Source organism: Streptomyces vietnamensis (genome assembly GCF_000830005.1).
Taxonomy (GTDB): domain Bacteria; phylum Actinomycetota; class Actinomycetes; order Streptomycetales; family Streptomycetaceae; genus Streptomyces; species Streptomyces vietnamensis.
Genome location: NZ_CP010407.1, coordinates 1,077,738 through 1,100,482 on the forward strand (window position 1 = coordinate 1,077,738; position 22,745 = coordinate 1,100,482).

18 protein-coding genes are annotated in these 22,745 nt (G+C 72.0%); 5 read left to right on the forward strand and 13 right to left on the reverse strand.

The features are described from left to right. Positions 1 to 16: 16 nt before the first annotated feature. The gene (locus SVTN_RS04620; protein WP_041127903.1) at positions 17 to 2,179 is read right to left on the reverse strand and encodes an ATP-binding SpoIIE family protein phosphatase; all 2,163 of its coding nucleotides are present in this window, start codon (positions 2,177 to 2,179) and stop codon (positions 17 to 19) included. 451 nt (positions 2,180 to 2,630) lie between these two features. On the opposite strand from SVTN_RS04620, the gene SVTN_RS04625 reads away from it, so the two are divergent. After that, positions 2,631 to 4,106, forward strand: a complete 1,476-nt coding sequence (locus SVTN_RS04625) for an APC family permease (protein ID WP_078908205.1) — start codon at positions 2,631 to 2,633, stop codon at positions 4,104 to 4,106. Between the two features lie 111 nt (positions 4,107 to 4,217). Here the strand turns inward: SVTN_RS04625 and SVTN_RS46360 are convergent, their stop codons facing one another. Further along, on the reverse strand, positions 4,218 to 4,478 hold the full coding sequence (locus SVTN_RS46360) for a hypothetical protein (RefSeq protein ID WP_174518230.1): 261 nt from the start codon (positions 4,476 to 4,478) through the stop codon (positions 4,218 to 4,220). A gap of 510 nt (positions 4,479 to 4,988) precedes the next feature. On the opposite strand from SVTN_RS46360, the gene SVTN_RS04635 reads away from it, so the two are divergent. Beyond that, positions 4,989 to 6,359 (forward strand): MFS transporter, encoded by a 1,371-nt coding sequence (locus SVTN_RS04635; RefSeq protein ID WP_041127905.1) that lies wholly within the window; start codon positions 4,989 to 4,991, stop codon positions 6,357 to 6,359. Between the two features lie 61 nt (positions 6,360 to 6,420). Here SVTN_RS04635 and SVTN_RS04640 read toward each other — a convergent pair whose 3' ends face one another. The 9 genes from SVTN_RS04640 to SVTN_RS04680 all read right to left on the reverse strand — a co-directional run bounded on the left by SVTN_RS04640 (position 6,421) and on the right by SVTN_RS04680 (position 17,158). After that, entirely contained in the window at positions 6,421 to 7,968 is a 1,548-nt protein-coding gene (locus SVTN_RS04640) for a class I adenylate-forming enzyme family protein (RefSeq protein ID WP_041127906.1), read from the reverse strand. A gap of 65 nt (positions 7,969 to 8,033) precedes the next feature. Then, positions 8,034 to 8,927, reverse strand: coding sequence for an alpha/beta fold hydrolase (locus SVTN_RS04645; RefSeq protein WP_041127907.1), 894 nt, complete (start codon positions 8,925 to 8,927; stop codon positions 8,034 to 8,036). Between the two features lie 135 nt (positions 8,928 to 9,062). Then, complete coding sequence (locus SVTN_RS04650) at positions 9,063 to 10,454, reverse strand: DHA2 family efflux MFS transporter permease subunit (RefSeq protein ID WP_041127908.1); 1,392 nt, start codon at positions 10,452 to 10,454, stop codon at positions 9,063 to 9,065. A gap of 125 nt (positions 10,455 to 10,579) precedes the next feature. Next, on the reverse strand, positions 10,580 to 12,475 hold the full coding sequence (locus tag SVTN_RS04655; protein WP_041127909.1) for a helix-turn-helix domain-containing protein: 1,896 nt from the start codon (positions 12,473 to 12,475) through the stop codon (positions 10,580 to 10,582). Positions 12,476 to 12,543: 68 nt separating this feature from the next. After that, entirely contained in the window at positions 12,544 to 13,383 is an 840-nt protein-coding gene (locus SVTN_RS04660; protein WP_245727442.1) for a 3-hydroxybutyrate dehydrogenase, read from the reverse strand. A gap of 55 nt (positions 13,384 to 13,438) precedes the next feature. Continuing rightward, the gene (locus SVTN_RS04665; protein ID WP_041127910.1) at positions 13,439 to 13,921 is read right to left on the reverse strand and encodes an NUDIX hydrolase; all 483 of its coding nucleotides are present in this window, start codon (positions 13,919 to 13,921) and stop codon (positions 13,439 to 13,441) included. Positions 13,922 to 13,982: 61 nt separating this feature from the next. Then, the gene (gene lnt / locus SVTN_RS04670; RefSeq protein ID WP_041127911.1) at positions 13,983 to 15,581 is read right to left on the reverse strand and encodes an apolipoprotein N-acyltransferase; all 1,599 of its coding nucleotides are present in this window, start codon (positions 15,579 to 15,581) and stop codon (positions 13,983 to 13,985) included. 82 nt (positions 15,582 to 15,663) lie between these two features. Beyond that, the gene (locus SVTN_RS04675) at positions 15,664 to 16,236 is read right to left on the reverse strand and encodes a hypothetical protein (RefSeq protein ID WP_041127912.1); all 573 of its coding nucleotides are present in this window, start codon (positions 16,234 to 16,236) and stop codon (positions 15,664 to 15,666) included. Positions 16,237 to 16,366: 130 nt separating this feature from the next. Then, positions 16,367 to 17,158 (reverse strand): glutamate racemase, encoded by a 792-nt coding sequence (locus SVTN_RS04680; protein ID WP_041127913.1) that lies wholly within the window; start codon positions 17,156 to 17,158, stop codon positions 16,367 to 16,369. Between the two features lie 58 nt (positions 17,159 to 17,216). On the opposite strand from SVTN_RS04680, the gene SVTN_RS04685 reads away from it, so the two are divergent. Both SVTN_RS04685 and SVTN_RS04690 read left to right on the forward strand, forming a co-directional pair. Beyond that, a complete protein-coding gene (locus tag SVTN_RS04685) occupies positions 17,217 to 18,395 on the forward strand; it encodes a glycosyltransferase (RefSeq protein WP_041127914.1) in 1,179 nt (392 codons plus the stop codon). A gap of 173 nt (positions 18,396 to 18,568) precedes the next feature. Then, positions 18,569 to 19,378, forward strand: a complete 810-nt coding sequence (locus tag SVTN_RS04690) for a bestrophin-like domain (RefSeq protein ID WP_041127915.1) — start codon at positions 18,569 to 18,571, stop codon at positions 19,376 to 19,378. A gap of 42 nt (positions 19,379 to 19,420) precedes the next feature. Here the strand turns inward: SVTN_RS04690 and SVTN_RS04695 are convergent, their stop codons facing one another. After that, a complete protein-coding gene (locus tag SVTN_RS04695; RefSeq protein ID WP_041127916.1) occupies positions 19,421 to 20,848 on the reverse strand; it encodes an amino acid permease in 1,428 nt (475 codons plus the stop codon). Between the two features lie 145 nt (positions 20,849 to 20,993). Here SVTN_RS04695 and SVTN_RS04700 point away from each other — a divergent pair, with 145 nt between their 5' ends. Then, a complete protein-coding gene (locus tag SVTN_RS04700; protein WP_041127917.1) occupies positions 20,994 to 21,830 on the forward strand; it encodes an IclR family transcriptional regulator in 837 nt (278 codons plus the stop codon). A gap of 53 nt (positions 21,831 to 21,883) precedes the next feature. Here the strand turns inward: SVTN_RS04700 and hutC are convergent, their stop codons facing one another. Next, on the reverse strand, positions 21,884 to 22,660 hold the full coding sequence (gene hutC / locus SVTN_RS04705) for a histidine utilization transcriptional repressor HutC (protein ID WP_052498970.1): 777 nt from the start codon (positions 22,658 to 22,660) through the stop codon (positions 21,884 to 21,886). Positions 22,661 to 22,745 lie beyond the last annotated feature (85 nt).

Sequence of the window (22,745 nt, forward strand, 5' to 3'; positions counted from 1 at the left end):
CGCACGGGCAGGGCCGCTACCGCGACCCGGAGGGGAGGGACTGTTCCGCCCAGATCACTTTCCCCTCCCGGTGGTACCGGGCGCCCCAGCGTCCGGCGAGCTGCGCGACCAGTAGCAGGCCGCGCCCGCCCTCGTCGAAGGTCCGCGCGCGACGCATATGAGGAGCGGTGCTGCTGGCGTCCGAGACCTCGCACGTCAGGGTGTCCTGAAGGATCAGCCTCAGCTGGACGGGACTCCTGCCGTACCGGATCGCGTTCGTCACCAGCTCGCTGACCACCAGCTCCGTGGAAAAGGACAGCTCTTCCAGTCCCCACTCGGCTAGCTTGGCGGAGGTGAAACGGCGCGCCCCGGACACGGCCGCAGGGTCGGAGGGAAGGTCCAGGAGGGCGACGTGGCCGTGGTCGAGCGCCCGGGTACGCGCCACGAGAAGGGCCACGTCATCGGCCGGGCGGGTGGGGAGCAGTGCGGTCAGGAGCCGGCCGCAGACCTCCTCCGGCGAGCCGGCCCCGTGGCCGAGGAGCTCGCGCAGCACCGTCAGGGAGGAATCCACGTCGCGACCGGAACGCGCGACGAGACCATCGGTGAACAGGACCAGCAGGCTGCCCTCCGCCAGTTCGAACTGCGCCGTCTCGAAGGGGAAGCCCCCCAGCCCCAGCGGGGGGCCGACCGCCACGTCCAGGAAGTCCACCGACCGGGAGGCCGGACCGTCGCCGCCGATGGTCGATGGTTGCGCCACCGCCGGCAGCGGGTGCCCTGCGCTGGCCAGGGAGCACAGCCGCGAGACGGGGTCGTAGATCGCGTACAGACAGGTGGCGCTGGTCTCCCCGTCGTGCCGCTCCTCCTCGCGGCCGAGACGGATGACCACGTCGTCCAGGTGCGTGAGCAGTTCGTCGGGCATCAGGTCGATGTCGGCGAAGGCCCGGACGGCCGTCCGCAGCCGTCCCATCGTGGCCGCGGCGTGGATGCCGTGCCCGACGACGTCGCCCACCACCAGGGCGACGCGTGCCCCGGACAGGGGAATCACGTCGTACCAGTCGCCGCCCACGCCCGCGTGCGCACCGCTGGGCAGGTAGCGGGAGGCCGCCTCGACCGCGGACTGCTTCACCATTCCCCGGGGCAGCAGGCTGCGCTGGAGGGTGAGGGCGGTGTCCCGCTCGTGGGTGTACCGGCGGGCGTTGTCGATGGACATCGCGGCTCGGTCCGCGATCTCCTGGGCCAGGAGTAGGTCGTCCTCGTCGAAAGGAGGAGCCGGCCGACGGCGGAGGAACTGGGTGAGGCCCAGCGTGCCGCCGCGGGCCCGCAGCGGCAGCAACAGCAGGGAACCGGCGTCGGGGACGGGCGCGGGAGCCCGTGACTCCTGTCGTGCGGGGGCATCCGGCGCCGGCGTGTGGTGCAGGAGGGCCTGTCCGGTGGTCAGTGCGCGGGCCGGTTCCGATCCCACGGGGTAGGTGAAGACCTCGTCCGTGCCGACCGCGGGGACGGGGAAGTCGTCGAGCGCCGACCGGTGGGCGATGCGCCGGAGCTCCGGTGTGCCCTGCGCCGGCCGCCTGTCCTCTTCGTGGAGAACGGAATAGAGCAGGTCGACGGTGACGACGTCGGCGAACCCGTCCGTGCCCACCTCGGCCAGTTCCTCAGCCGTACGCACGGTGTCGAGCGTCGTCCCGATCCGCTTGCCCGCTTCGTTGGCGAGGAGCAGGCGCCGCTGCAGCAGCAGGTCACGCTCCTCCTGGTACACCGCCACGATCTGCTCCGAGGCACGGTCCACGTACTCGAACGCGATGGAGACCAGCTCGACCGTCGCGGCGTTGATCAGCTCCCAGTCGTCGGAGAGGCGGACGGCTTCCTCCTGCAGCTGCCGCAGGAGGCTCAGGTGGCCGAGCCGGTACGCGCGCAGGGAGTCACCGATCGACACGCCACGCCGGGCGAGCTGACGGCCGACCTCCAGGGCCACCTCCGGCGCCTCCACCTCGGTGACGTCAAGACGCCCTTCGAGCACCTCCAGGAAGGTGGAGACGTGCGAGACGCCCTCCTCCAGCGCCAGCGCCACCAGGTCCTCGTGCCCCAACAACGCGGGGAGCTCCTCGCGCACGACCTGGAGCAGCACCTCGGCCGACTGCTCCACCCGAGGCCTGAACTCCCGGGCGAGACGACAGAGCAACTCTTCGGCATCAGGCCTCATAGGACGAGCCTACGGAACGCACAAGTCATGCGCCCCTTGTCCTTTACGGCCGCGTCCCTCCGCGTCGCAAGCAAGGCGCGGGGCCCCGCCGATCTCAAGAAGCCATTCCAAAGTCGGACGCTCGACCAATACTGACCTAGCCATGCCACCCGCTCTCCGAGTCGCGACTGGTGCGGCATCCTGATTGAAACCCGGCCGCAACCTGCGGCACATAGGCTCCCTTCGACCTCATGCCAGCCCAATTGCCGCGCACATCAGCTCTGCACGGCGGCCTCCCTGGTCGGTGACAGAAGCGTTGCCGCGATCCCCTTGCGAGTGCGCCGATGCAGCCCTAGCGTGAGCGACTATCAAAGTCGGTCGCCCGACTTACTTTTCCATCTCAACGCCTCAAGGGTCTGAACCAGGGGCGCGGGCGAACCGACCCCGGCCTCCACGGAGAGGGGACCTCTGCATGCCGACGCGCAACTCCACCAGCACCCCCCAAGGCAGTCTCGACGCGGGCGCCATGGGCACCGCCGACATCGTCTTTTTCGTCCTTGGCGGCGTGGCCCCCATGGGGGTCTCGGTGGCCTGGCTTCCGCTCGCGATAGCACTGGGCAACGGCCCGGGTGCAGCCGGCACGTACTTGATCGCGGGCGTCATCCTGGCGCTGTTCAGCGTCGGCTACGTACGCATGAGCCGGCGGATCGCCAATGTGGGCGGCTTCTACATCTTCGCCCGGGAGGGTCTGGGCCGCCGAGCCGGTGGCGCCACGGCGTACGTCGCGCTGCTGGCCTACAACGCCGCCACGATCGGTATCTTCGGCAGCTTCGCCTACTTCAGCAGCCACGTCTTCACCGAACTGCTGGGGACACCGGTGCCATGGCAGCTGTCCGCCTCGGTCGGATTCGTCATCGTCGCGGTGCTGTCCTACTTCGAGGTCACGACGAGTGCCAAGGTTCTCGGTGTGGCGCTCGTCGCCGAGGTGCTGACGCTGCTCGGCCTCGACGCCGCGATTCTGATCGAGCGCGGGTTCAAGGGCTTCTCCCTCGAAGTCTTCGAACCGAGCGTCGTGCTCGGCAGCGGGTTCGGAGTCAGCCTGATGTTCGCGTTCGGCTCGTTCGTCGGCTTCGAGGCCACCGCGCTGTACGGGGAGGAAGCACGCAACCCGCGCCGCTCCGTGCCCCGGGCCACGTACATATCCCTGACCGTCATCACCGTCTTCTACCTGCTCACCACCTGGGCCGCAATCTCGGCGACCGGGGTCGATCATGCGCAAAGCGCCACCAAGGCCGACCCGGAGAACTACATCTTCGATGTCAGCACGAACCTGCTCGGGCAGGGCTACACCGAGATCATGGGGATCCTGGTGATGACCAGCCTGTTCGCAGCCTTCCTGGCTTTCCACTTCAGCACTTCCCGCTACCACGTGGCCCTTGCCCGGGACGGCCTGCTGCCGCAATCCATGGCCCGGATTCACCCCAAGCACGGCTCTCCTGTGACGGCCAGCGCATGGCAGCTCGGCCTGCTCGTCCTGACGACCTGCGGCTTCACCCTCGCGGGCCAGCACCCCTACTTGGGCATGAGCATCAGCCTGTTCGGCCTCGGCGTGCTCGGCATCGTCCTCCTGCAAGGCATCGCTGCCGTTTCGATCGTCGGATTCTTCCTCCGCCGCCACCACCGGCAGGACGAGTCCATATGGGGCACCCTCATGTCTCCGGCACTTGGCGCCCTCGGACTCGTCGGCGGACTGGTCCTGATGATCGACAACTACTCGACGCTCACCGGCACCAGCACCACCTGGGTGAACGCCCTCCCCTGGGCTCTTCCCGCTGCCGCCGTGATCGGCGCGTTCGCGGCAGGTCGCTCGAGAATCACTACGGCCGAAGAAGAGGACAGGGTGGGAGTGACCGCCCTGCACACGACGAAGGCACCCATGCCTGAGTAGCCGAACCGGCTCCGGACCTGAACAAACGCCACCTTCCCTCCTACCGCGGATAGGCTGAGAAGCCGCTCACCTACCTGACGTACCGTGAACAAACTCGGCAAAGGTCAGCATTCAGCTGACCAGACCTGCTCGCGCACGGGCACTCTCTGAAAACACGCCCGCCGACTGTGCGGCATCGGACCGGCAGAGAAAACCCAGTTCAGCGCACCACCCTCGCGCCTTCAGCTGGGTCACCGGCACTTCCGGGGCGTCCAAGCGGTCGCCGTCGTACCCCTTCACCTCGCCGAAGCGGTCGCCCGTCATCCACTGCTCCCGGGCCGTACGGTTCTCCTCGTCCGTGCGGCCCACGAAGTTCCACCACAACACCGACATCTGCCCCACTCGCAGGCGCGGGGCCGCAATGTTCCGAGCAGGCCGCCGCCGGTGGACCCCACACCCTCATGCAGAGCTCACATGAACCTGCCTCCCTTCGCCGCCGCCGGCATGTAGAAGACCCGTCCAGATCCGAAGCGGAATGATGCCGGCCGCTGCCGTGACGACCATGCCCGGTCCGCCCCATGTGCGCAGGTTCCACTCTCCGTAGTCAGCACCAAGTCAGCACGGGAGAGGTGAACACGGGCGCTGACATGGGGTTTCAGTCAGCACGAAACCAGCACGGGAGTCAGCACGGTGGCCCCATATCATTCCCGATCGACGCAACACGGACAGGCACTGATTCGGCCGCTCCGCAGGACTCCGCGAGGCCACAAAGGAGAGCCATGGCGGCCGGGCGCATGCGAAGGCGTCGAACTATGGTGTCCCACCACATACGCCCCTGACCTGCTGCTTCCTACGGTGTGGCGACACCGAAACGTCCCCCGTACCTGCCTGGAAGTGGTGCACATGGCCGCCGCAACTCCCTCCCCCACACCACCCGGTTCCCTCAAGCGCATCGTCGCCGCCAGCCTCATCGGCACGACCATCGAGTGGTACGACTTCTTCCTGTACGGGTCGGCCGCCGCGCTGGTGTTCAACAAGCTGTTCTTCCCCGAGTCCGATCCGCTGGTCGGGACGCTGCTGTCGTTCCTGACCTATGCGGTCGGGTTCGCCGCGCGGCCGCTCGGCGCGCTGGTCTTCGGGCACTACGGGGACCGGCTCGGGCGGAAGAAGCTGCTGGTCCTGAGCCTGCTGATGATGGGTGGGGCGACGTTCGCGATCGGGCTGCTGCCGACGCACGCGACCGTCGGCTCCGCCGCTCCCGTCCTGCTCACGACGCTCCGCCTGGTGCAGGGCTTCGCGCTCGGCGGCGAGTGGGGCGGGGCCGTGCTGCTCGTGTCCGAGCACGGGGACGCGAAGCGGCGCGGGTTCTGGGCCTCGTGGCCGCAGACCGGGGCGCCCGCCGGGCAGTTGCTCGCGACCGGTGTGCTGTCCGCGCTGACCGCGCTGCTCTCGGACGCCGCCTTCGCCTCCTGGGGCTGGCGCGTCCCGTTCCTGCTCTCCGGCGTCCTGGTGGTCGTCGGCCTGTGGATCCGGCTGTCGGTCGACGAGTCGCCCGTGTTCAAGGCGGCGCTCGCCGCCGCCGAGGAGCGCAAGGCGGTCGCCGGGCAGGTCGAGAAGATGCCGCTGGTCGCGGTGTTGCGGCACCACTGGCGGGACGTGCTGATCGCGATGGGCGCCCGCATGGCGGAGAACATCTCGTACTACGTGATCACCGCGTTCATCCTCGTGTACGCGACCACCCAGGTCGGCCTGAGCAAGCAGACCGCCCTGAACGCCGTCCTCATCGCCTCTGCCGTCCACTTCGCCGTCATCCCCGCCTGGGGCGCGCTCTCCGACCGGATCGGCCGTCGGCCGGTCTACCTGATCGGCGCGGTCGGCGTCGGCGCCTGGATGTTCCCGTTCTTCCTGCTGATCGACCACGGAAGCTTCGGCGCGCTGCTGCTCGCCGTCACCGTCGGTCTGGTCCTGCACGGGGCGATGTACGCGCCGCAGGCGGCCTTCTTCTCGGAGATGTTCGCGACCCGGATGCGCTACTCCGGCGCCTCCATCGGCGCCCAGTTCTCCTCCGTGGCCGCCGGCGCGCCCGCGCCGCTCATCGCGACCGCGCTCCTCGCCGACTACGGCTCCTCGACGCCGATCGCCCTGTACGTGATCGCCGCCGCGCTGCTCACCGTCGTCGCGATCGTCTGCGCCCGCGAGACCCGCGAGCGCGACCTCGGCGAGATCGCCGAGGACGCCCCGCAGGCCACTGCCCCGGTCCGCGCCGACGTCTGATCCGAGTCCCGACCACCGACCCCGAGCGGCCCCCTCCGCCCCCGCGGAGGGGGCCGCTCGTTCAGGAGAGCGCCCGGCGGAGGGCGTGCTTGTCGGGCTTGCCGATGCCGCTGAGCGGGATGGCCTTCAACACGTGGAACGTGTGGGGGACATGGCGACCGCTCTTCCGGGCGGCGACGAAGTCGCGCAGCTCGTCGATGTCGGCGCTGTGACCGCGGGCGGGCACGACGGCGGCGTGGACGCGCTCGGGGGTGTCCTCATGGCGCATCCCGAAGACGGCGCACTCGGCGACGGCGGGATGGGCCATCAACACCTCCTCGATCTCGCTGGGATAGACCGGTGCGCCGTCGACGGTGATCGTGTCGTGGCCGCGGTCGGTGAGGAAGAGGTAGCCGTCGTCGTCGAGGTAGCCGATGTCGCCGGTGCTCACCCAGCCGTCGTGCAGCACGCGGGCGGTCAGCTCGGGCTGCTTCCAGTAGCCGTTCATGGCGCTGTGGGCGCGGGCGTGGACCTCGCCTTCGCTGCCTGCCGGGAGAACGCCGCCGTGCCGGTCGACGATGCGGAGTTCGACGCCGGGCATGGCGCGGCCGACGGTGATCTGCCCGTGCCGGCCGACGAGGTCGTGCTCTTCGGGGCGGACTTCAGTGAGCCCGAGCGTCTCGTTCTGCCCGTACCAGCTCTGCAGCACCTTGCCGAAGACGCTCTCGGTCTGCCGCAGTCTGGCCGTCGACGCGGGGCTGCCGCCGTAGGTGACCCGCCGGATGCTGGACGTGTCGGTGGCGGGCAGCGCTGGATGGTCGAGGAGCCGGTGCAGGAGGGGCGGCTGGAGGAACAGCCGGGTGATCCGCTCGCGTTCGATCGCCGCGAGGGCCTCGCCGGCATCGAACGCGGGCTGCAGGACGACGGATCCGCCCTGAAGGAGCGCCAGGTCCGCCCAGAGCCCGGCGATGTGGGTGAGCGGCGTACACGCCAGATAGCGGAACGGGGCGTCCTCGGGGGAGCACAGGTTCTCCAGGGTGCGCCGGTACGGGCCGTGCCTCATCTGCAGGCTCTTCGGCAGCCCGGTCGTGGTGCCGCCCGTGTGGCGGATGCACCAGTCGTCCTCGGTGCCGACGGGCACGGTCACGGGCGCCGACGGCTGCCCGTTCGCCGCCGCGCAGATGTCGTCGGCGACCGGGTGCGGGCCCAGCGTCGCCAGCATCGGCACCTTCAGAAGCGGCTCGAGCCGGTCCAGGTCCGCGTACCGGGTGGGGTCGACCAGCAGCAGCTCGGTGTCGGCGAAGTCCACCAGGTGCGCCAGGGTGTCCGCGTTCAGACCGTCGTACAGGGGTGTCACGCGCGCGCCGGCCAGGTTGGCGGCGTAACGGGCGATGAGCGCCTGAGGGGTGTTGCCGGTGAGCAGGGAGACGGTCTGCCCGCGCCGGACGCCACGCGCGATCAGCTCCCGGGCCAGCCGGTGGACGCTGTCGCGCAGCTCGTCCGCGGTGATCTGCCGACGGTCATGGCAGATGATCACGGGTTGGCCGGGACTGCGCGCCAGGACGTCGAGGATGGCCTGTGCGTAGGTGACGAAGCCCTGGTCGGCCGTCTCGGGCCGGAGGTCGGACATCTGTGCCCCTTGTGGTCGGTGGGAGGAGTGCGGCGACGGATCGGCCGGGGTGCGCTTCGGAGCCGTCACGGGACCAGGGAGGCCGGCCTGGCGTGATGTTCGAGGGGAGTGAGGTACGTCAGGTCGTCGAGGGGCTGATCGGTGAAGAAGCGATCCAGCAACTGGGACATCTCCAGAGGCCGTTCGAGATGGCAGAGGTGGTCGGCGCCCCTGATGAGGGTGAAGACGCTTCCGGCGATGGTGCCGGCGACCTCGCGCCCGAGGTCGGGATGGGTGAGGCTGTCGTGTTCGCCGGTGAAGACCAGCGCCGGGACGTCCCGGACACCGCCCGGCCACAGCCCCTGCCAGTCGATGACACGGCGGGTGGAGGCGAGGTGCCGGGGGATGTCGGCCCGCGTGACCGATCCCATCGTGCGGGCGAGGACGCGGGTGACGACCGCGCGCTTGTGGACGTCCCGCTCGCCGGGGGACAGCAGCGCCGCGATGCTCATACGGGCGTAGGCGTCCGCGTCGCCGGACTCCAGGGCGTCGGCCATCGCCTGGAGCGCGGCGCGCTGGTCCGGCGGGTACACGGGAGCGGCACCCACCAGGGCCAGGCGGGCGACGAGCTCGGGACGCTCCTGGGCCAGGCGGTAGGTGATCGGCGCCGCGTAGGAGGCCCCGAAGAGGTTCACGCGTCCCAGGCCCAGTCGGCCCACCAGGTCCGCCAGCGCGTCGGTGAGGAAGTCGAAGCCGTACGAGGCGGGCAGCACGTCGGCCGCGCCCGATCCCGGCAGGTCCACGCTGACGACGGTCGCCGACGCGGCCCAGAGTGCTTCGAGCCGTTGATAGGCGTACATGTCCTGGAAAGCGCCACCGAGTACGACGACGGGCTCGGTGACGGGAGCGGCGTTCTCGACGATCCGGCACTGGTAGCCGAAGCCGTCGAAGGTGAGGTGACGGATCCTTTCAGCATTCATGCCCGGTCAACCGGGGCGCGCGGACAAAGGTCACGCGTTCGGCGATCATGTGACCGGTCTCCTCCCCTGTGCCTGTCCGGAAACCATCCGGCCCCTGCGGGGCACACGGGCCACCGGGCCGGCGGCGGTGAGCCGTCAGGTCCGTCCTTCGGCGGTCGCCAGAGGTGCCGGGGCCGGGGCTCGGCGGCCGGGCAGCAGTGCTGCCACGACGACGGTGCAGACGGTGAGGGCGGCCGTCAGGCCGAAGGCATGGGCGAACGCCGTCGCGGAGTGGCCACCGCGCTGGAGCAGGACGGCGAGAGCGGCGATGCCGAAGGAACCGCCGAGCTGCTGGAGGATGCGCGTCGTGGTGCTGGCATCCGCGACCTGGGAGTCCTCGAGGCCCTGATAGGCGCCGACCGTGACGGCGAGGTTGACGGCGCTCATTCCGAGGCCGCGGAAGAACAGAGCGACGCCGATCACCGCGCCCTCACCCACCGAGGCGGCGAAGGGCCACGTCGCGACCGCGCTCAACAGCAGGCCGGTCACCACGACCGGACGGGGCCCGATCCGGTCGGTGAGCACGCCGGCCACCCGCGCCGCCAGCGCGCCGACGCCCTGCGGAACGAGCAGGAGACCCGTGGCGACGACGCCCTTGTCGAGCACGAGCTGGCAGTACAGGGGCAGCAGGAACATCCCGCCGTACATGGTCAGACCGCAGGCGAACATCAGCACCGACGTCGCGGCGAAGGAGCGCAGCCTGAACAGGCGCATGTCGATGAGGGGCGCGCTGCTCCGCAGGCTCCACCCGACGAACGCCACGACCAGGACGACCCCCGCCGCCATCGGCAGGAGTGCACGCCCTTCTCCCGCACCGCCCTGGCCGCCGCACTGCGAGAGCCCGTACACGAGCCCGGTGAGGCCCGGACAGACCAGCACCAGCCCTACGACGTCGGGGCGGGAAGCACGCTGCCGGCGATCCCGGGGCACCCCCCGCCAGGCGAGGAACAGCGCGAACGCGCAGACCGGCAGGTTGACGTAGAAGATCCAGCGCCAGCTGAGGTGCCCGAGCAGCAGCCCGCCGAACACCGGCCCCAGGACCGGGCCGAGGAGAGCCGGCAACGAGACCACCGCGACGAGCCGGCCGACCCCTCGGCCCCCGCAGGCTCGGACGACGATGGTCTGCAGGACCGGCGTCATCAGCCCCGCACCGGCCCCCTGCACGCTTCTGAACAGGACCAGCGACTCGACGCTCCGGGCGCAGGCACACAGCAGCGAACCGACGGAGAACAGTGCCAGCGCCCCCAGCCAGACCCGCCGCGTCCCGAACCGGTCACCGGCCCAGCCGCTCATCGGCATGACCATCGCGAACGCCAGCAGGTAGGCGGTGCTCACCCATTGCACGGTCGTCGTCGGGACACCGAGGTCGTCGGCGAGGGCGTCGACCGCCACGGAGACGATGGTGCTGTCGAGAAGCGGGGCGAAGGCACCCACGGCGAGCACGCCGCAGAGCCTGAGCAGGGCGGGATCAAGGCGTTCCTTGGGCATGCGCCTCCCTCGGGATTCGCCCCGACAACGATCGGGGAGCCCGTGCCGTCACGGGCTCCCCGTCCTGAGCCCGCAGGACGCCGGCTCATCGGATCGATCTCACCGGCGCGGCACGCCGCCGCCGTTCAGCGGGCGACGGCTGCCGACATCGCGTGCAGGCGCAGCGCGAGCTGGATCTCCAGGGCGCGGGCCGGGGACTGCCAGTCGGGGCCGAGGAGCCGGCCGACGCGCTCCAGGCGCTGGGCCACCGTGTTGACGTGGACGTGGAGTTCGTCCTTGGTGCGGGCCGGGCTCATGCCGCTGGCGAAGTAGGCGTCCAGGGTGCGGACCAGATCGGTGCCGCGCCGCCGGTCGTAGTCGACGACCTGGCCGATCGTCCGGCCCACGAAGCCGTCGATGTCCCGTCCGTCGGCGAGGAGGAGGCCGAGGAAGCCGAGGTCCTCGGCGGCCGCGCCCTGGCCCGAGCGGTGCAGCAGGACGAGCGCGTCCAGGCAGCGGCGGGCCTCCTCGTACGCGACGGCCACCTGGTCCGGGCGGTCGAGGAGCGTCCGTACGGGAGCGGAGGCGCCGACGGTGACCGGCTCGCGCAGGGTGCCGCCGAGGTCCCGGGCGGTCTGCCGGGCGAGGTCGGCGGCGCTCTCCCCCGGGCCGAGCGGAAGCAGCAGGACCGTGCCGCCGTCGCGGGCCGAGGCGAGTCCGTGGCGGGTGGCGGCCAGGTGCGAGGCGGCCGACCACAGGCGCTGGCGGTCGGCGCTCTCGCGGCCGCCCGCGTCGGGGTCGGCGACGGCCGCGTCGGCGGCCCGGTCGATGCGGGCGGCGAGCACGACGTGCGGGGCCTCGCTGTCGGTACGGAGGCGGGCGGCGCGCTCGCGCAGCAGACGGCGGTCCCGGTCGGGGGCGTCGAGGAGGTCGTCGAGGAGCTCGCCGCGCACCCGTTGCTCGGCCTCGCCCGCCGAGCGGCGGGCGAGCAGCAGCAGGGAGGTCACCAGGGCGGCGCGCTCCAGGGTGCGCTGGTCGACCGGGTCGAGCTCGGGCTGTCCGTGGAGCACGAGCGCGCCGAGGGTCTCGCCGCCGGCGGACACGGCGGCCACCCAGTCGTCGCCCTCGCGGACCGCGTGGCCCCCGGCGCGGCGGGCCGAGCCGGCGCCCGTCTCGGTGAACTCGACGGTGCCGCCGAGGACCTCGGAGACGGCGTCGGCCACGTCGTGGACGCCGCCGCCGTGCAGGACCAGTTCGGAGAGCCGGTCGTGGACCTCGGAGGCCCGCTCGATGACGGCGCTGTGCTCGCGGATGATGTCGTTGGCCCGCTCCAGTTCGGCGAGGGCCGAGCGGGTCTCGGCGAGCAGGTTGGCGGTGTCGATGGCGACGGCGGCGTGCGCGGCGAAGGAGCCGAGCAGCGCGACCTGTTCGCGCTCGAAGACCCTGGCCCTGCGGTCGGCGGCGAACAGCACGCCGATGACCTGGCTGCCGAGGCTGAGCGGCACGCCGAGGATGGCGACGAGGCCCTCGTCCCGTACGGCCGCGTCGATGGTGCGGGTGTGCTGGAAGCGCGGGTCCTGGAAGTAGTCCTCGGTGACGTAGGGGCGGGCGGTCTGGGCGACGAGGCCGCCGAGCCCCTCGCCCATGCCGAGGCGGACCTGCTGGAACCGGGCGGAGACCGAGCCCTCCGTGACCCGCATGTAGGTGTCGCCGGCGGCCGGGTCGTTGAGGCTGAGGTAGGCGACCTCGGTGCCCAGGAGCGAGCGGGCTCGCTGGACGATGGCGCGCAGCACCGCGTCGAGGTCGCGGAGTCCCGCGAGGTCGTGGGCGGTGGCGAAGAGCGCGGACAGCTCCGCCTCGCGGCGCCGCCGCCCCTCCAGCTCGGCCCGGACCCGCAGCGCGAGCTGTTTGGCCGCTTCGAGCTCGGCCAGCGCCTCGGGGCCCGCGCCGCTCGCGCGGGCGAGCAGCACGGGCCGGTCGTAGGCCTCCGACGCCGCTCCCCGGGCGAGGAGTTCCAGGTAGGAGACGTGTTCATGGGACATGGACACAGGGATACCTGCCGTACGTGTGGTCGCACCACCCCTGTGGACGAACGGTCCAGGGGCCTGGCTCAGTGGGCGGTCCAGCCGCCGTCGAGGGTGAGGGAGGTGCCGGTGATGAACGAGGCCTGGGGGCTGCAGAGGTAGAGGACGGCTTCGGCGACCTCCTCCGGTTCGATGAGCCGCTTGAGCGCCGAGTCCTTGAGGAGGACCTCGGTCAGGACGCGCTCGGGCGGGATGCCGTGGGCGGCGGCCTGGTCGGCGATCTGCTTCTCGACGAGCGGGGTGCGGACGTAGCCGGGGTTGACGCAGTTGGAGGTGACGCCGTGCGGCGCGCCTTCGAGGGCGGCGGTCTTGGAGAGGCCCTCCAGACCGTGTTTGGCGGCCACATAGGCGGACTTGAAGGCGGAGGCGCGCAGCCCGTGGACGGAGGAGAGGTTCACGATCCGCCCCCAGCCCTGCTCGTACATGTGGGGCAGGGCGCCCCGGATGAGCCGGAAGGGCGCTTCCAGCATCACGGTGAGCACGGTGTGGAAGACGTCCGGCGGGAACTCCTCGATGGGGCGGACCAGCTGGATCCCGGCGTTGTTGACGAGGATGTCGGTGCCGACGGCCGCGGCTTCCGCCGCGTCCAGGTCGGTCAGGTCGAGGAGCTGGGTCTCGAGGGTGCCGGGGAGCGCGTCGGCCTCCTCGGCCAGGGTCCGAAGGCCCTCGGCGGCCCGGTCGACGGCTCTGACCCGGGCCCCGGCGGCGGCGAGCCGCAGCGCGCAGGCGCGCCCGATGCCGCCGGCCGCGCCGGTGACGAGCGCGGTGCGGCCGGTGAGGTCGAGGGCGAGGCCCGCGGCGCGGGGCAGGGGCGAGGCGACGTCCGCGCCGGGCTCGGTGCCGGGGACGGTGATGGGGGCGCTCATGCTCCGCACCCTATGAACGGGCCCGTCCCCCACCGATGTGCGCCGGGCCCATAGTTCAGCTGGTCGCTGTGGTGCGGAACCATGTGGGTTCATCGGCGAGCGCCTTCTCGATCCGCAGGTACGAGAAGCGCTTCATCTCGGGCAGCTCGTTCACGCCGAACCAGCCGACCTCGGTCGACTCGTCGTCGTTGACCCGTGCCTCGCCCCCGACCGCCCGGCAGCGGAACGCGACGTCCATGTACTGGCAGATGTCGCCGTTGGGGTAGACGACGGGCTTGCGCAGGGTCTCCACGAGCACGATCCGCTCGGGCACGCAGCGCACGGCGGTCTCCTCGTGCACCTCGCGCACCACGGCGTCGGCGGGCTGCTCCCCCGGGTCGACGATGCCGCCGATGATCGCCCAGAGGCCGTTGTCGGCGCGCTTGCCGAGCAGGACCCGTCCCTGGTCGTCGAAGACGACGGCGCTGACGCCCGGCAGGAAGAGCAGCTGGTGGCCGGCCGTCTCGCGCAGTTCGCGGATGAAGTCAGGAGTACCCATGCCCCGACCCTAGATCATCTGCGGATCGGGGCCGGGGGGTGCGGCGGGCCTCCTCGGGGCCTCAGGCCGCCGGGGTGCGGCGGGCGCGCACCGCGCGGGCGGTGGCCCAGCCGAGACCGGCCGCCGCGAGCACCGCGAGCAGGGCCTCGGGCAGGGTGCCCAGGCGGGTCGCGGGGGTCTGCGAGGAGCGCAGCGGCACCTTCTCGACCAGGACGTCCGGGGTGAACATCTTCGTCTGCGCGACGATCTCGCCGTCGGGGCGGATGATCGCGCTGACCCCGCTGGTGACGGGCACGACGACCGACCGGCTGTGCTCGACCGCGCGCACCCGGCTCATCGCGAGCTGCTGGTAGGTCATCTCGCTGCGGCCGAAGGTGGCGTTGTTGCTGGGGACGGTGATCAGCTGGGCGCCGTGGGTGACGGTGTCGCGCACGGCCCAGTCGAAGGCCGCCTCGTAGCAGGTCGCGAGGCCGACCTTCGTACCGGCGAGGTCGAAGACGCCGACCTTGGTGCCGGCGCCGAAGTCCCGGGCCACCCGGTCGACGTTGCTGTTGAAGATCCGTACGAAGGACCGCATCGGGATGTACTCGCCGAAGGGCTGGACGTGCCGCTTGTCGTACGTGGCGACGGGGCCGCGCTCGGGGTCCCACTCGATGAGGGTGTTGCGGAGCTTGCCGGTCTCGGGGGTGACGACGGCGCCGATCACGGTGGGCACGCCGATCGCCCTGACGGCGCCGTCGATGACGTCGGCCGCGTCGGCGTTCGCGTACGGGTCGATGTCGGAGGAGTTCTCCGGCCACAGCACGAAGTCGGGCTGCGGCTCGCGGCCCTCCTTGACGGCCTGGGCGAGCTCGCGGGTGCGGGCCACGTGGTTGTCGAGGACGGCCCGGCGCTGGGCGTTGAAGTCGAGGCCGAGGCGGGGCACGTTGCCCTGGACGGCGGCGACGGTGGCGGTGCCGTCCTCGGCGGAGTCGTCGACGAGGGGCAGTGCGGCGAGGGCGCCGGTGACCGGGACGAGGACGGAGAGCGCCGCGGCGGCGAGCGGGCCGCGCGGCACGGCGCCGGTGGCCCGCCAGGCACGGAACCGCCGGTACGCCTCGTACAGGCCGAAGCCGCAGAGGGCGACGGCGAAGCCGAGCACCGGGGTGCCGCCGACGGCGGCGAGCGGCAGGAAGAGGCCGTCGGCCTGCCCGAAGGCGACCTTGCCCCAGGGGAAGCCGCCGAAGGGCACGCGCGCGCGTGCCCCCTCCGCGAGGATCCACACCCCGGCGGCGAAGAAGGGCCACCAGGGGAGCCGGGAGACGGCTGCGATGCCGAGTCCGGCGGCGGCGACGAACAGTGCCTCGACGGCGGCGAGCGCGAGCCACGGACCGGCGCCGACCTCCTCACCGGTCCACACGAGGAGCGGGAGCAGGAAGCCGAGTCCGGCGAGGTAGCCGAGGCCGAACCCGGCGCGGAGCCGGCGGCCCCGCAGGGTCCAGCCGAGCAGGGCGAAGGCGGGCAGCGCGAGCCACCACAGGGGGCGCGGCGGGAAGCTCAGGAAGAGCAGGAACCCGGACAGCAGAGCCGCCCCGGGCCGCACGAACCGCCGCAGCCGGGAGACCGGCGTGGGTGCGGTGTCGGGTCCGGACGCGTCGACGGGGGTGATGGTGGCGCTCACCTTGCGGAGTCTACGTGTCGTCCCCGGCCGCGAGGAGAGCGGTACGGCCCGGCCCGAAGCCCCCGTGAACTGCCCCGTCGGGTCACACACCGGTCGCCGCGGGCGGGACCGGCGGCGCCGGGTGGCGGAGGCGGGCGCGGATGACGCGGACCGCGGATTCGGCGTCGTCGACGGTCACCGTGAAGGTGAGGCCGTCGCCGAGGCGCAGGACCAGGCCCTCGCCGCGCCGGACGATCACGGCCGTGCCCTTCTCGGGCCGCCAGCGGTAGCCCCAGCCGCCCCACTGGCGCGGGGTGACGCTCGGCGCGAAGTCGGCGCCGACGACCTGGGCGAGCGGGATGCGGCGGCGCGGCACGCCGATGTGGCCGCAGCGGACCTCCATGGCGCGGTCGTCGACCTTCACGGCGACGTGGACGAAGGCGAGGGTGCCGAAGAGGACGAGGAGTCCGGCCGCGACGCAGCCGATCACCGCCATGAGGAGGGCGGCGATGCCGGAGGTCCACGGGGACTCGACGGCGAGGGTGATGCCCAGGGCCATGCAGGCGGCGCCGGCGACGGCCGCGATCCACTGGAAGCGGTTGGTGGCGCGACCGGTCCAGACGGCGGGCGCCGGCTCGTCGGCGCGGGGGTGCGGGTTCCGGGAATGCTCCCTCATAAGGGGAGGGTACCCAGGTTCCACGGGATCAGCGCGCCGGAACGCGATCGCCCCGTGACGCTCGGTGACGGTCGGCGAGGAGTGTCGGTGCGCGGCGCCGGGATGTCCGGTACGCCGTCCCCGGGAGCGTTCAGCGCACGGCGGCCGGCGCGAGGGTGCGGCCCTCGGCGTAGGCCAGGGCGGTGGCGGGGAGGTCCCCGGGCCGCCCGCTGAGCAGGACGGAGAGGGTGCCGGTGGGGGCCGCGTCGGGCGCGGGCTCGGCGCCGATCCGGCGCAGGGCCTGCGCGGCGACGGCGTCGGCGGAGCCGTGGAAGACGATCGGCGGCAGCCCGGCCAGGCGGTGGACCTCCAGGGCGGCGAGGATCCGCTCCTCGACCAGTTCGTAGTGGGTGCAGCCGAGGACGACGGCGCGGACGTCGGGCGGGGTGAGGGCGGCCGCCGCGGCGACGGCGGCGTCCACGGCGTCCCGGTCGGCGTGCTCGACGGCGTCGGCGAGCCCGGGGCAGGGCACCTCGGTGACCTCGGCGCCCTCGGCGAAGTCGCGGATGAGTCCGCGCTGGTAGGCGCTGCCGGTGGTGGCGGGGGTGGCCCAGATGGCGACCTTGCCGCCGGCCGCGGCGGCCGGCTTGATCGCGGGGACGGTGCCGATGACGGGGACGTCCGGTTCGAGGGCGGCGCGGAGGGCGGGCAGGGCGTGCACGGTGGCGGTGTTGCAGGCCACGATGAGCGCCTGCGGGCGGTGCTCGGCGGCGGCGAGGGCGACGTCGAGGGCGCGCCCCGTCAGGTCCTCGGGGGTGCGCGGGCCCCACGGCATGCCGTCGGGGTCGTTGGAGAGCAGCAGATCCGCGTCCGGCCGGAGCCGGCGCACCGCGGCCGCCGCGGGGAGGAGGCCGATTCCGGAGTCCATGAGCGCGATCTTCACCCGGTCACCCTAGCCGATGAGCCGTGTATGCCCCGCGATCTGGGGCAGACTGCCGCGAATGAGCACCCTCGCCTGGTTCTCGACGATCTCCCTGGCCGCCTGGGTCTGGCTGCTGCTCGGCCAGGGCTTCTTCTGGCGCACGGATCAGCGGCTGCCGCCGGAGCGACGGACACGGCCCGAGCCGTGGCCGCGGGTGGCGGTCGTGGTGCCGGCGCGGGACGAGGCGGAGGTGCTGCCGCTGAGCCTGCCCTCGCTCCTCGTACAGGACTATCCGGGGACCGCGGAGGTCTTCCTCGTCGACGACGGGAGTACGGACGGTACGGGGAAGCTGGCCGTGGAGCTGTCCGGCCGGTACGGCGGGCTGCCGCTGACCGTGGTGTCGCCGGGAGAGCCGGAGCCGGGCTGGACGGGGAAGCTGTGGGCGCTGCGGCACGGAATGGCGCAGGCACGCGCGCGTGGGCCGGAGTACCTCCTCCTGACGGACGCGGACATCGCGCACGAGCCGGACAGCCTGCGGCGGCTCGTGGCGGCGGCCGTGGACCACGACCTGGACCTGGTGTCGCAGATGGCCCGGCTCCGGGTCGCGAGCTTCTGGGAGCGCCTGGTCGTCCCGGCGTTCGTCTACTTCTTCGCCCAGCTCTACCCCTTCCGGTGGATCAACCGGGCGCGGCCGCTGGCGACGGCCGCCGCGGGCGGCTGCGTGCTGCTGCGGACGGAGACGGCGGTGGCGGCGGACGTGCCGGAGGCGATCCGGCAGGCGGTGATCGACGACGTGTCGCTCGCGCGGGCGGTGCGGCGGGCCGGGGGCCGGATCTGGCTGGGGCTCGCGGAGCGGGTGGACAGCGTCCGCCCGTATCCGGGGCTCGGCGAGCTGTGGCGGATGATCGCGCGGAGCGCGTACGCGCAGCTGCGGCACAACCCTCTGCTGCTCGTGGGGACGGTGGCGGGGCTCGCGCTGGTGTACCTGCTGCCGCCGGTGGCCCTGGTGGCGGGAGTGTGGACCGGGGACGCGCCGGCGGCGTGGGCGGGCGGGGTCGCGTGGGCGGTGATGGCGGGGACGTACGTGCCGATGCTCCGCTACTACCGGCAGCCGCTCCGGCTCGCCCCGCTCCTGCCGTTCACCGCGTTCCTCTATCTCCTGATGACGGTGGACTCGGCGGTCCGTCACTACCGGGGCCGGGGCGCGGCGTGGAAGGGCCGGACGTACGCGCGCCCGGAGGCGGCCCCGGACCGGTGACCCTTCGGTGCGGTCGTGTGGTTCGCCGGACAGGCCCTGGGCCAGGCGGGTCTACGAGGTCGTGGCATGGATGCGGCCCTGCCTAGCCTGTCGGGAGGCGGCCGAGTGAGCGGGACGGTCGCCGTCGACCTCGACCGTCAGCGTGCGGTGACCCACTTCCCCGGAGGCTGCTTGTGGCGCTGTGGCTGCTCAACCACCTGAGCACGTTCGTGCTGGCCCTGCTCATGGTCGGTTCGATCGTGCTCGTCGCCGTCGGCGGCAGCGCGCTCGCCCGCCGTCGGTTCCCCCGCCTGGCCGAGGGCGAACACAACGAGATGGTCGGCGTCGTGCTTGGCATGTTCGGCGCGATCTACGGGATCATCCTCGCGTTCGTGGTCGTCAACCTGTGGACCCAGCTGGACCACACCCAGACCGTGGTCTTCCAGGAGGCCACCGACGTCTCTCTCGTCGTTCGCTCCACGCGGTCCTTCCCGCCCGCGGAGCGGGCGCGGGTCGACAAGGCGGTGAGCGAGTACGTGCACGCCGTGGTCGAGGTGCAGTGGCCGAGGATGCGCGACGGCCGACCGAGTTTTGCCACCACGTCCAAGCAGGTCGACGAGATGTACGACGCAGTGGAGGCATACGACCCGCCCACGGCGCGCGACCAGGCTTTCTACGGGGAGGCCGTCACCCGGCTCAACGACGCGGCCGCCATGCGGCGGGAACGGATCAACATCGCCAGGAACGAGCTGCCGGTGCTGCTCCAGGTCCTGGTCTACGGCGGCGCGGTGGTCATCATCCTGCTGACCTTCCTCTACGGCCTGCGCAGCCTGAGGATGCAGTTCCTCTTCGTGGCGAGCGTCGCCGGACTGATCGGCTTCAGTCTGCTCCTGGTCCTGGTGTTGGACCGGCCCTTCGCGGGCGACCTCACCGTGAGCCCGCAGCCGTTCAAGGAGTCGTCCCTGTCCCGGTTCTGGCCGCAGGGGGCGCTCGGCCCACCGTGACGCCGCGGTCGGAATCCGGCCGCGGCGACCGTTCACGACAGGTCAGACGGCGATCTCGGCCCGCTCCTCCGCCACAGGGGTGTCGGCCGGGGCGGTGCCGACTGCGGGCCGGTGCTGCCGGCGGCGGACCGCCAGGAGGTAGACCGCCGTGAGGAGCGCCAGCCAGACCACGCCGACCTCGAGCGCCACGCGCGTGCTCTCGTGGACGCCGAGCAAAACCAGCACCGCCGCCATGAAGACGAGGGTGACGATCTGGCCGTAGGGCCAGAACGGGGCCGGGAACTTCAGGGCCGCGGACTCCTCGGGGGACATCGCGCCGCGGGCCTTGAGGTGGGTGAGCATGATCATCACCCAGACGAAGACCGTCGCGAACGTGGCGATGGAGGCGATGATCAGGAAGATCTCGCCGGGGACGACCGCGTTCATCACGACGCCGAAGAGCAGGGCGCCGATCATGACGAGGGTGGTCACCCAGGGCACGCCGTCGGGGGTCGTGCGGCGCATGGCGGCGGGGCCGTGCCCGCGCTCGGCGAGGCCGTACATGGTGCGGCCCGCGGCGAAGATGTCGCTGTTGACGGCGGACAGGGCGGCGGTGAGGACCACGACGTTGAGGACCGCGGCCGCGGACTTGAGGCCGACACCGGCGAAGATCTGCACGAAGGGGCTGCCCGAGTCGCTGATCTGCTGCCACGGGGTGATCGACATGATCACGGCGAGGGTCAGGACGTAGAACAGGACGATGCGCAGCGGGATGGAGTTCACCGCGCCCGGGATGGTCTTCTCCGGGGACTCCGCCTCGCCGGCGGTGACGCCGATGATCTCGGTGCCGCCGAAGGCGAACATGACGATGGCGAACGAGACCACCCAGCCGTCGATGCCGCCGGCGAAGAACCCGCCGTTGTTCCACAGGTTGTCGATGCCGACGTGGACGTGGCCGGTGCCGAGGCCGAGGGCGATGACCACGATGCCGACGACGATCATCGCGACGATGGCGACGATCTTCACGAGGGACAGCCAGAACTCCAGCTCGCCGAAGACCTTGACGCTGACGAGGTTGAGCGCGCCGACGATGAGGACGGCGGCCAGGACCCAGATCCAGCGCGGGACTTCGGGGAACCAGAAGCCCATGTAGACGCCGATGGCCGTGACGTCGGCGACGGCCACGATGACCAACTCGAAGGCGTACGTCCAGCCGGTGAGGAAGCCGGCGAGCGGCCCGAGGTGGCGGTTCGCGTACTCGCCGAAGGAGCCGGCGCTGGGGGACGCCACGGCCATCTCGCCGAGGGACCTCAGGACGAGGAAGACGGCGGCGCCGCCGATCAGATAGGCGAGCAGGACGGCGGGGCCGCCCGCCCGGATGGACTCGGAGGAGCCGTAGAAGAGCCCGGTGCCGATCGCCGAACCGAGGGCGATGAAGCGGATGTGCCGGGAGTTGAGCCCGCGGCTCAGGCCGGTGTTTTCGGTGCGCAAACGAATGTCTCCCTCTGGGGGGCGGATGCCGGAGGAGACCTGGGCGGGCGATGCGCCTCGCGGCACCTGCCCGTCGTCCGAGCTCTCGACGGCGAATGCCAGCCTGTATATTCCTGTCTATACAGGTGCGTCAAGAGGTGATCCGATGAGTGAACGCAAAGAGACGTCCGGTACCGCGTCGAGCGCCTCCCCGGCGGTCGCGCGCGCCCTCGACATGCTCCTGTACCTGGCCGCCCGGCCCGGTCTCGTACAGGCCGCCACCCTCGCCCGTGACCTGGGCATTCCGCGCTCGTCCGCGTACCACATCCTCACCGTGCTGACCGACCGCGGCTTCGTCACGTACGTCCCGTCGGAGCAGGCGTACGGGCTCGGCGTGTCCTCCTTCGAGGTGGGCTCGGCCTATCTGCGCCACGAACCCCTCGAGCGGCTCGCCCGGCCGATCCTGCGCGCGGCCGCGAGCCGCCTCGGCCAGACCGTGCACCTGGGGATCCTGCACGGCGCGGAGACCGTCTACCTGCTCAAGGAGCGCCCACCGGCCCGGGCGGGGGACATCGACATCGCACTCGTGACGGACGTCGGCGTGCGCCTGCCGGCCCATCTGACGGCCAACGGCCGCGCCATCCTCGCCCACACCTCGGAGGCACAGCTGCGGGCGCTGTTCCCCCGGCCCGGCGATCTGACCACCCGCACCGGCCGCGGGCCGCGCTCCCTTCCGGAACTGACCGGCGAGCTGGCCCGGGAGCGGGAGCGCGGCTGGTCGCAGGAGGTGGAGCTGGTGTCCCAGGGCTTCTGCTCGATGGGGGTGGCCGCGTTCGACCACAACGAACGGCCGGTCGCCGCGATCAGCACCACCTGGCGCCGCCACCACGGCCGGCACGACACCGAGGAGGTGCACCAGGCCCTGGCGCAGGGTGCGGCGCGGCTGACCGCGGCGGTCTCGGGACACGCACCGACGGGCACGGGGACGCAGACCGCCGCCTGAGCGGACCGGTGCCGAGGACCGCCGCCCGAGCCGAAAGACCGGACCCGGCCGTCTCAGTGCGTGGCGAACGCGCCTTCGAGGCGGTAGCGGGAGCCTGGGTGGAGCAGGCGCGCGATGCTCACGAGCTCGTCCCGCGACCACGTGCGGCGCAGGATCATCAGGCACGGCTCGGACGGCCCGATGCCGAGGATCTCGCACTCCTCGGGCGACGCCAGGACCGCCTCCACGATGTGCTCGCCCCGGCCGAGCGGCGCGACCTTCGACAGGAACGTGTACGGCGTCTGCAGCGTGAAGTCCTGCTCCAGATAGCCGGGGGCGAAGGCCGGGTTGACGTAGCGGTCCTCCAGCTGGAGCGGCACGCCGTCCTCCAGGTGCACGACCCGGGAGCGGAAGACCGGCTCCCCCTTGCCGAGCCCGAGGTGCGCGGTGGTCCGCTCGTCGGCCCGCTCCTCGCCCAGGGACAGCACGCGGGCCCCGTAGCGGTGACCGCGGGCGTGGACCTCGTCGGCGATGTTGTGGACCTCCAGGAGCGCGGAGCTGGCCTTGCGCTGGGCGACGAAGCTTCCGACGCCCATGACGCGCCGGATGACGCCCTCGGCGGCGAGCTCGCGCAGGGCACGGTTGACGGTCATACGGGACAGGCCGAGGGCGTCGACGAACTGGCTCTCCGAGGGCAGGGCGTCGTCCTCCTGCCAGTGGCCGTTCCTGATCTGCCGCTCGACGAGCTCCTTAACGCGCTGGTACGCGGGGACGGAACCGCCCGCACCCTGCGCGTACCACCGGGCCAGCTCCGCCGGGTCCACGACCACGCCGCCCACCGTCCTCGCCATCCGCTCCCCCTGCCTCCTGCCTGCGACGATCCTATGGGAGCGGTGCCGTCGGCGAACGGGCCGACGGTCCCCCTTGCCGGGGAAG

Bases quoted from the DNA above. Each gene is read 5' to 3' on its own strand.
- SVTN_RS04665 (WP_041127910.1), bottom strand. From the start codon at position 13,921: ATGGGTACTCCTGACTTCATCCGCGAACTGCGCGAGACGGCCGGCCAC.
- SVTN_RS04640 (WP_041127906.1), bottom strand. From the start codon at position 7,968: ATGTCCGACCTCCGGCCCGAGACGGCCGACCAGGGCTTCGTCACCTAC.
- SVTN_RS04685 (WP_041127914.1), top strand. From the start codon at position 17,217: ATGAGCACCCTCGCCTGGTTCTCGACGATCTCCCTGGCCGCCTGGGTC.
- SVTN_RS04635 (WP_041127905.1), top strand. From the start codon at position 4,989: ATGGCCGCCGCAACTCCCTCCCCCACACCACCCGGTTCCCTCAAGCGC.
- SVTN_RS04700 (WP_041127917.1), top strand. From the start codon at position 20,994: ATGAGTGAACGCAAAGAGACGTCCGGTACCGCGTCGAGCGCCTCCCCG.
- hutC (WP_052498970.1), bottom strand. From the start codon at position 22,660: ATGGCGAGGACGGTGGGCGGCGTGGTCGTGGACCCGGCGGAGCTGGCC.
- SVTN_RS46360 (WP_174518230.1), bottom strand. From the start codon at position 4,478: ATGTCGGTGTTGTGGTGGAACTTCGTGGGCCGCACGGACGAGGAGAAC.
- SVTN_RS04650 (WP_041127908.1), bottom strand. From the start codon at position 10,454: ATGCCCAAGGAACGCCTTGATCCCGCCCTGCTCAGGCTCTGCGGCGTG.
- SVTN_RS04625 (WP_078908205.1), top strand. From the start codon at position 2,631: ATGCCGACGCGCAACTCCACCAGCACCCCCCAAGGCAGTCTCGACGCG.
- SVTN_RS04620 (WP_041127903.1), bottom strand. From the start codon at position 2,179: ATGAGGCCTGATGCCGAAGAGTTGCTCTGTCGTCTCGCCCGGGAGTTC.
- SVTN_RS04645 (WP_041127907.1), bottom strand. From the start codon at position 8,927: ATGAATGCTGAAAGGATCCGTCACCTCACCTTCGACGGCTTCGGCTAC.
- SVTN_RS04655 (WP_041127909.1), bottom strand. From the start codon at position 12,475: ATGTCCCATGAACACGTCTCCTACCTGGAACTCCTCGCCCGGGGAGCG.
- SVTN_RS04660 (WP_245727442.1), bottom strand. From the start codon at position 13,383: ATGAGCGCCCCCATCACCGTCCCCGGCACCGAGCCCGGCGCGGACGTC.
- SVTN_RS04675 (WP_041127912.1), bottom strand. From the start codon at position 16,236: ATGAGGGAGCATTCCCGGAACCCGCACCCCCGCGCCGACGAGCCGGCG.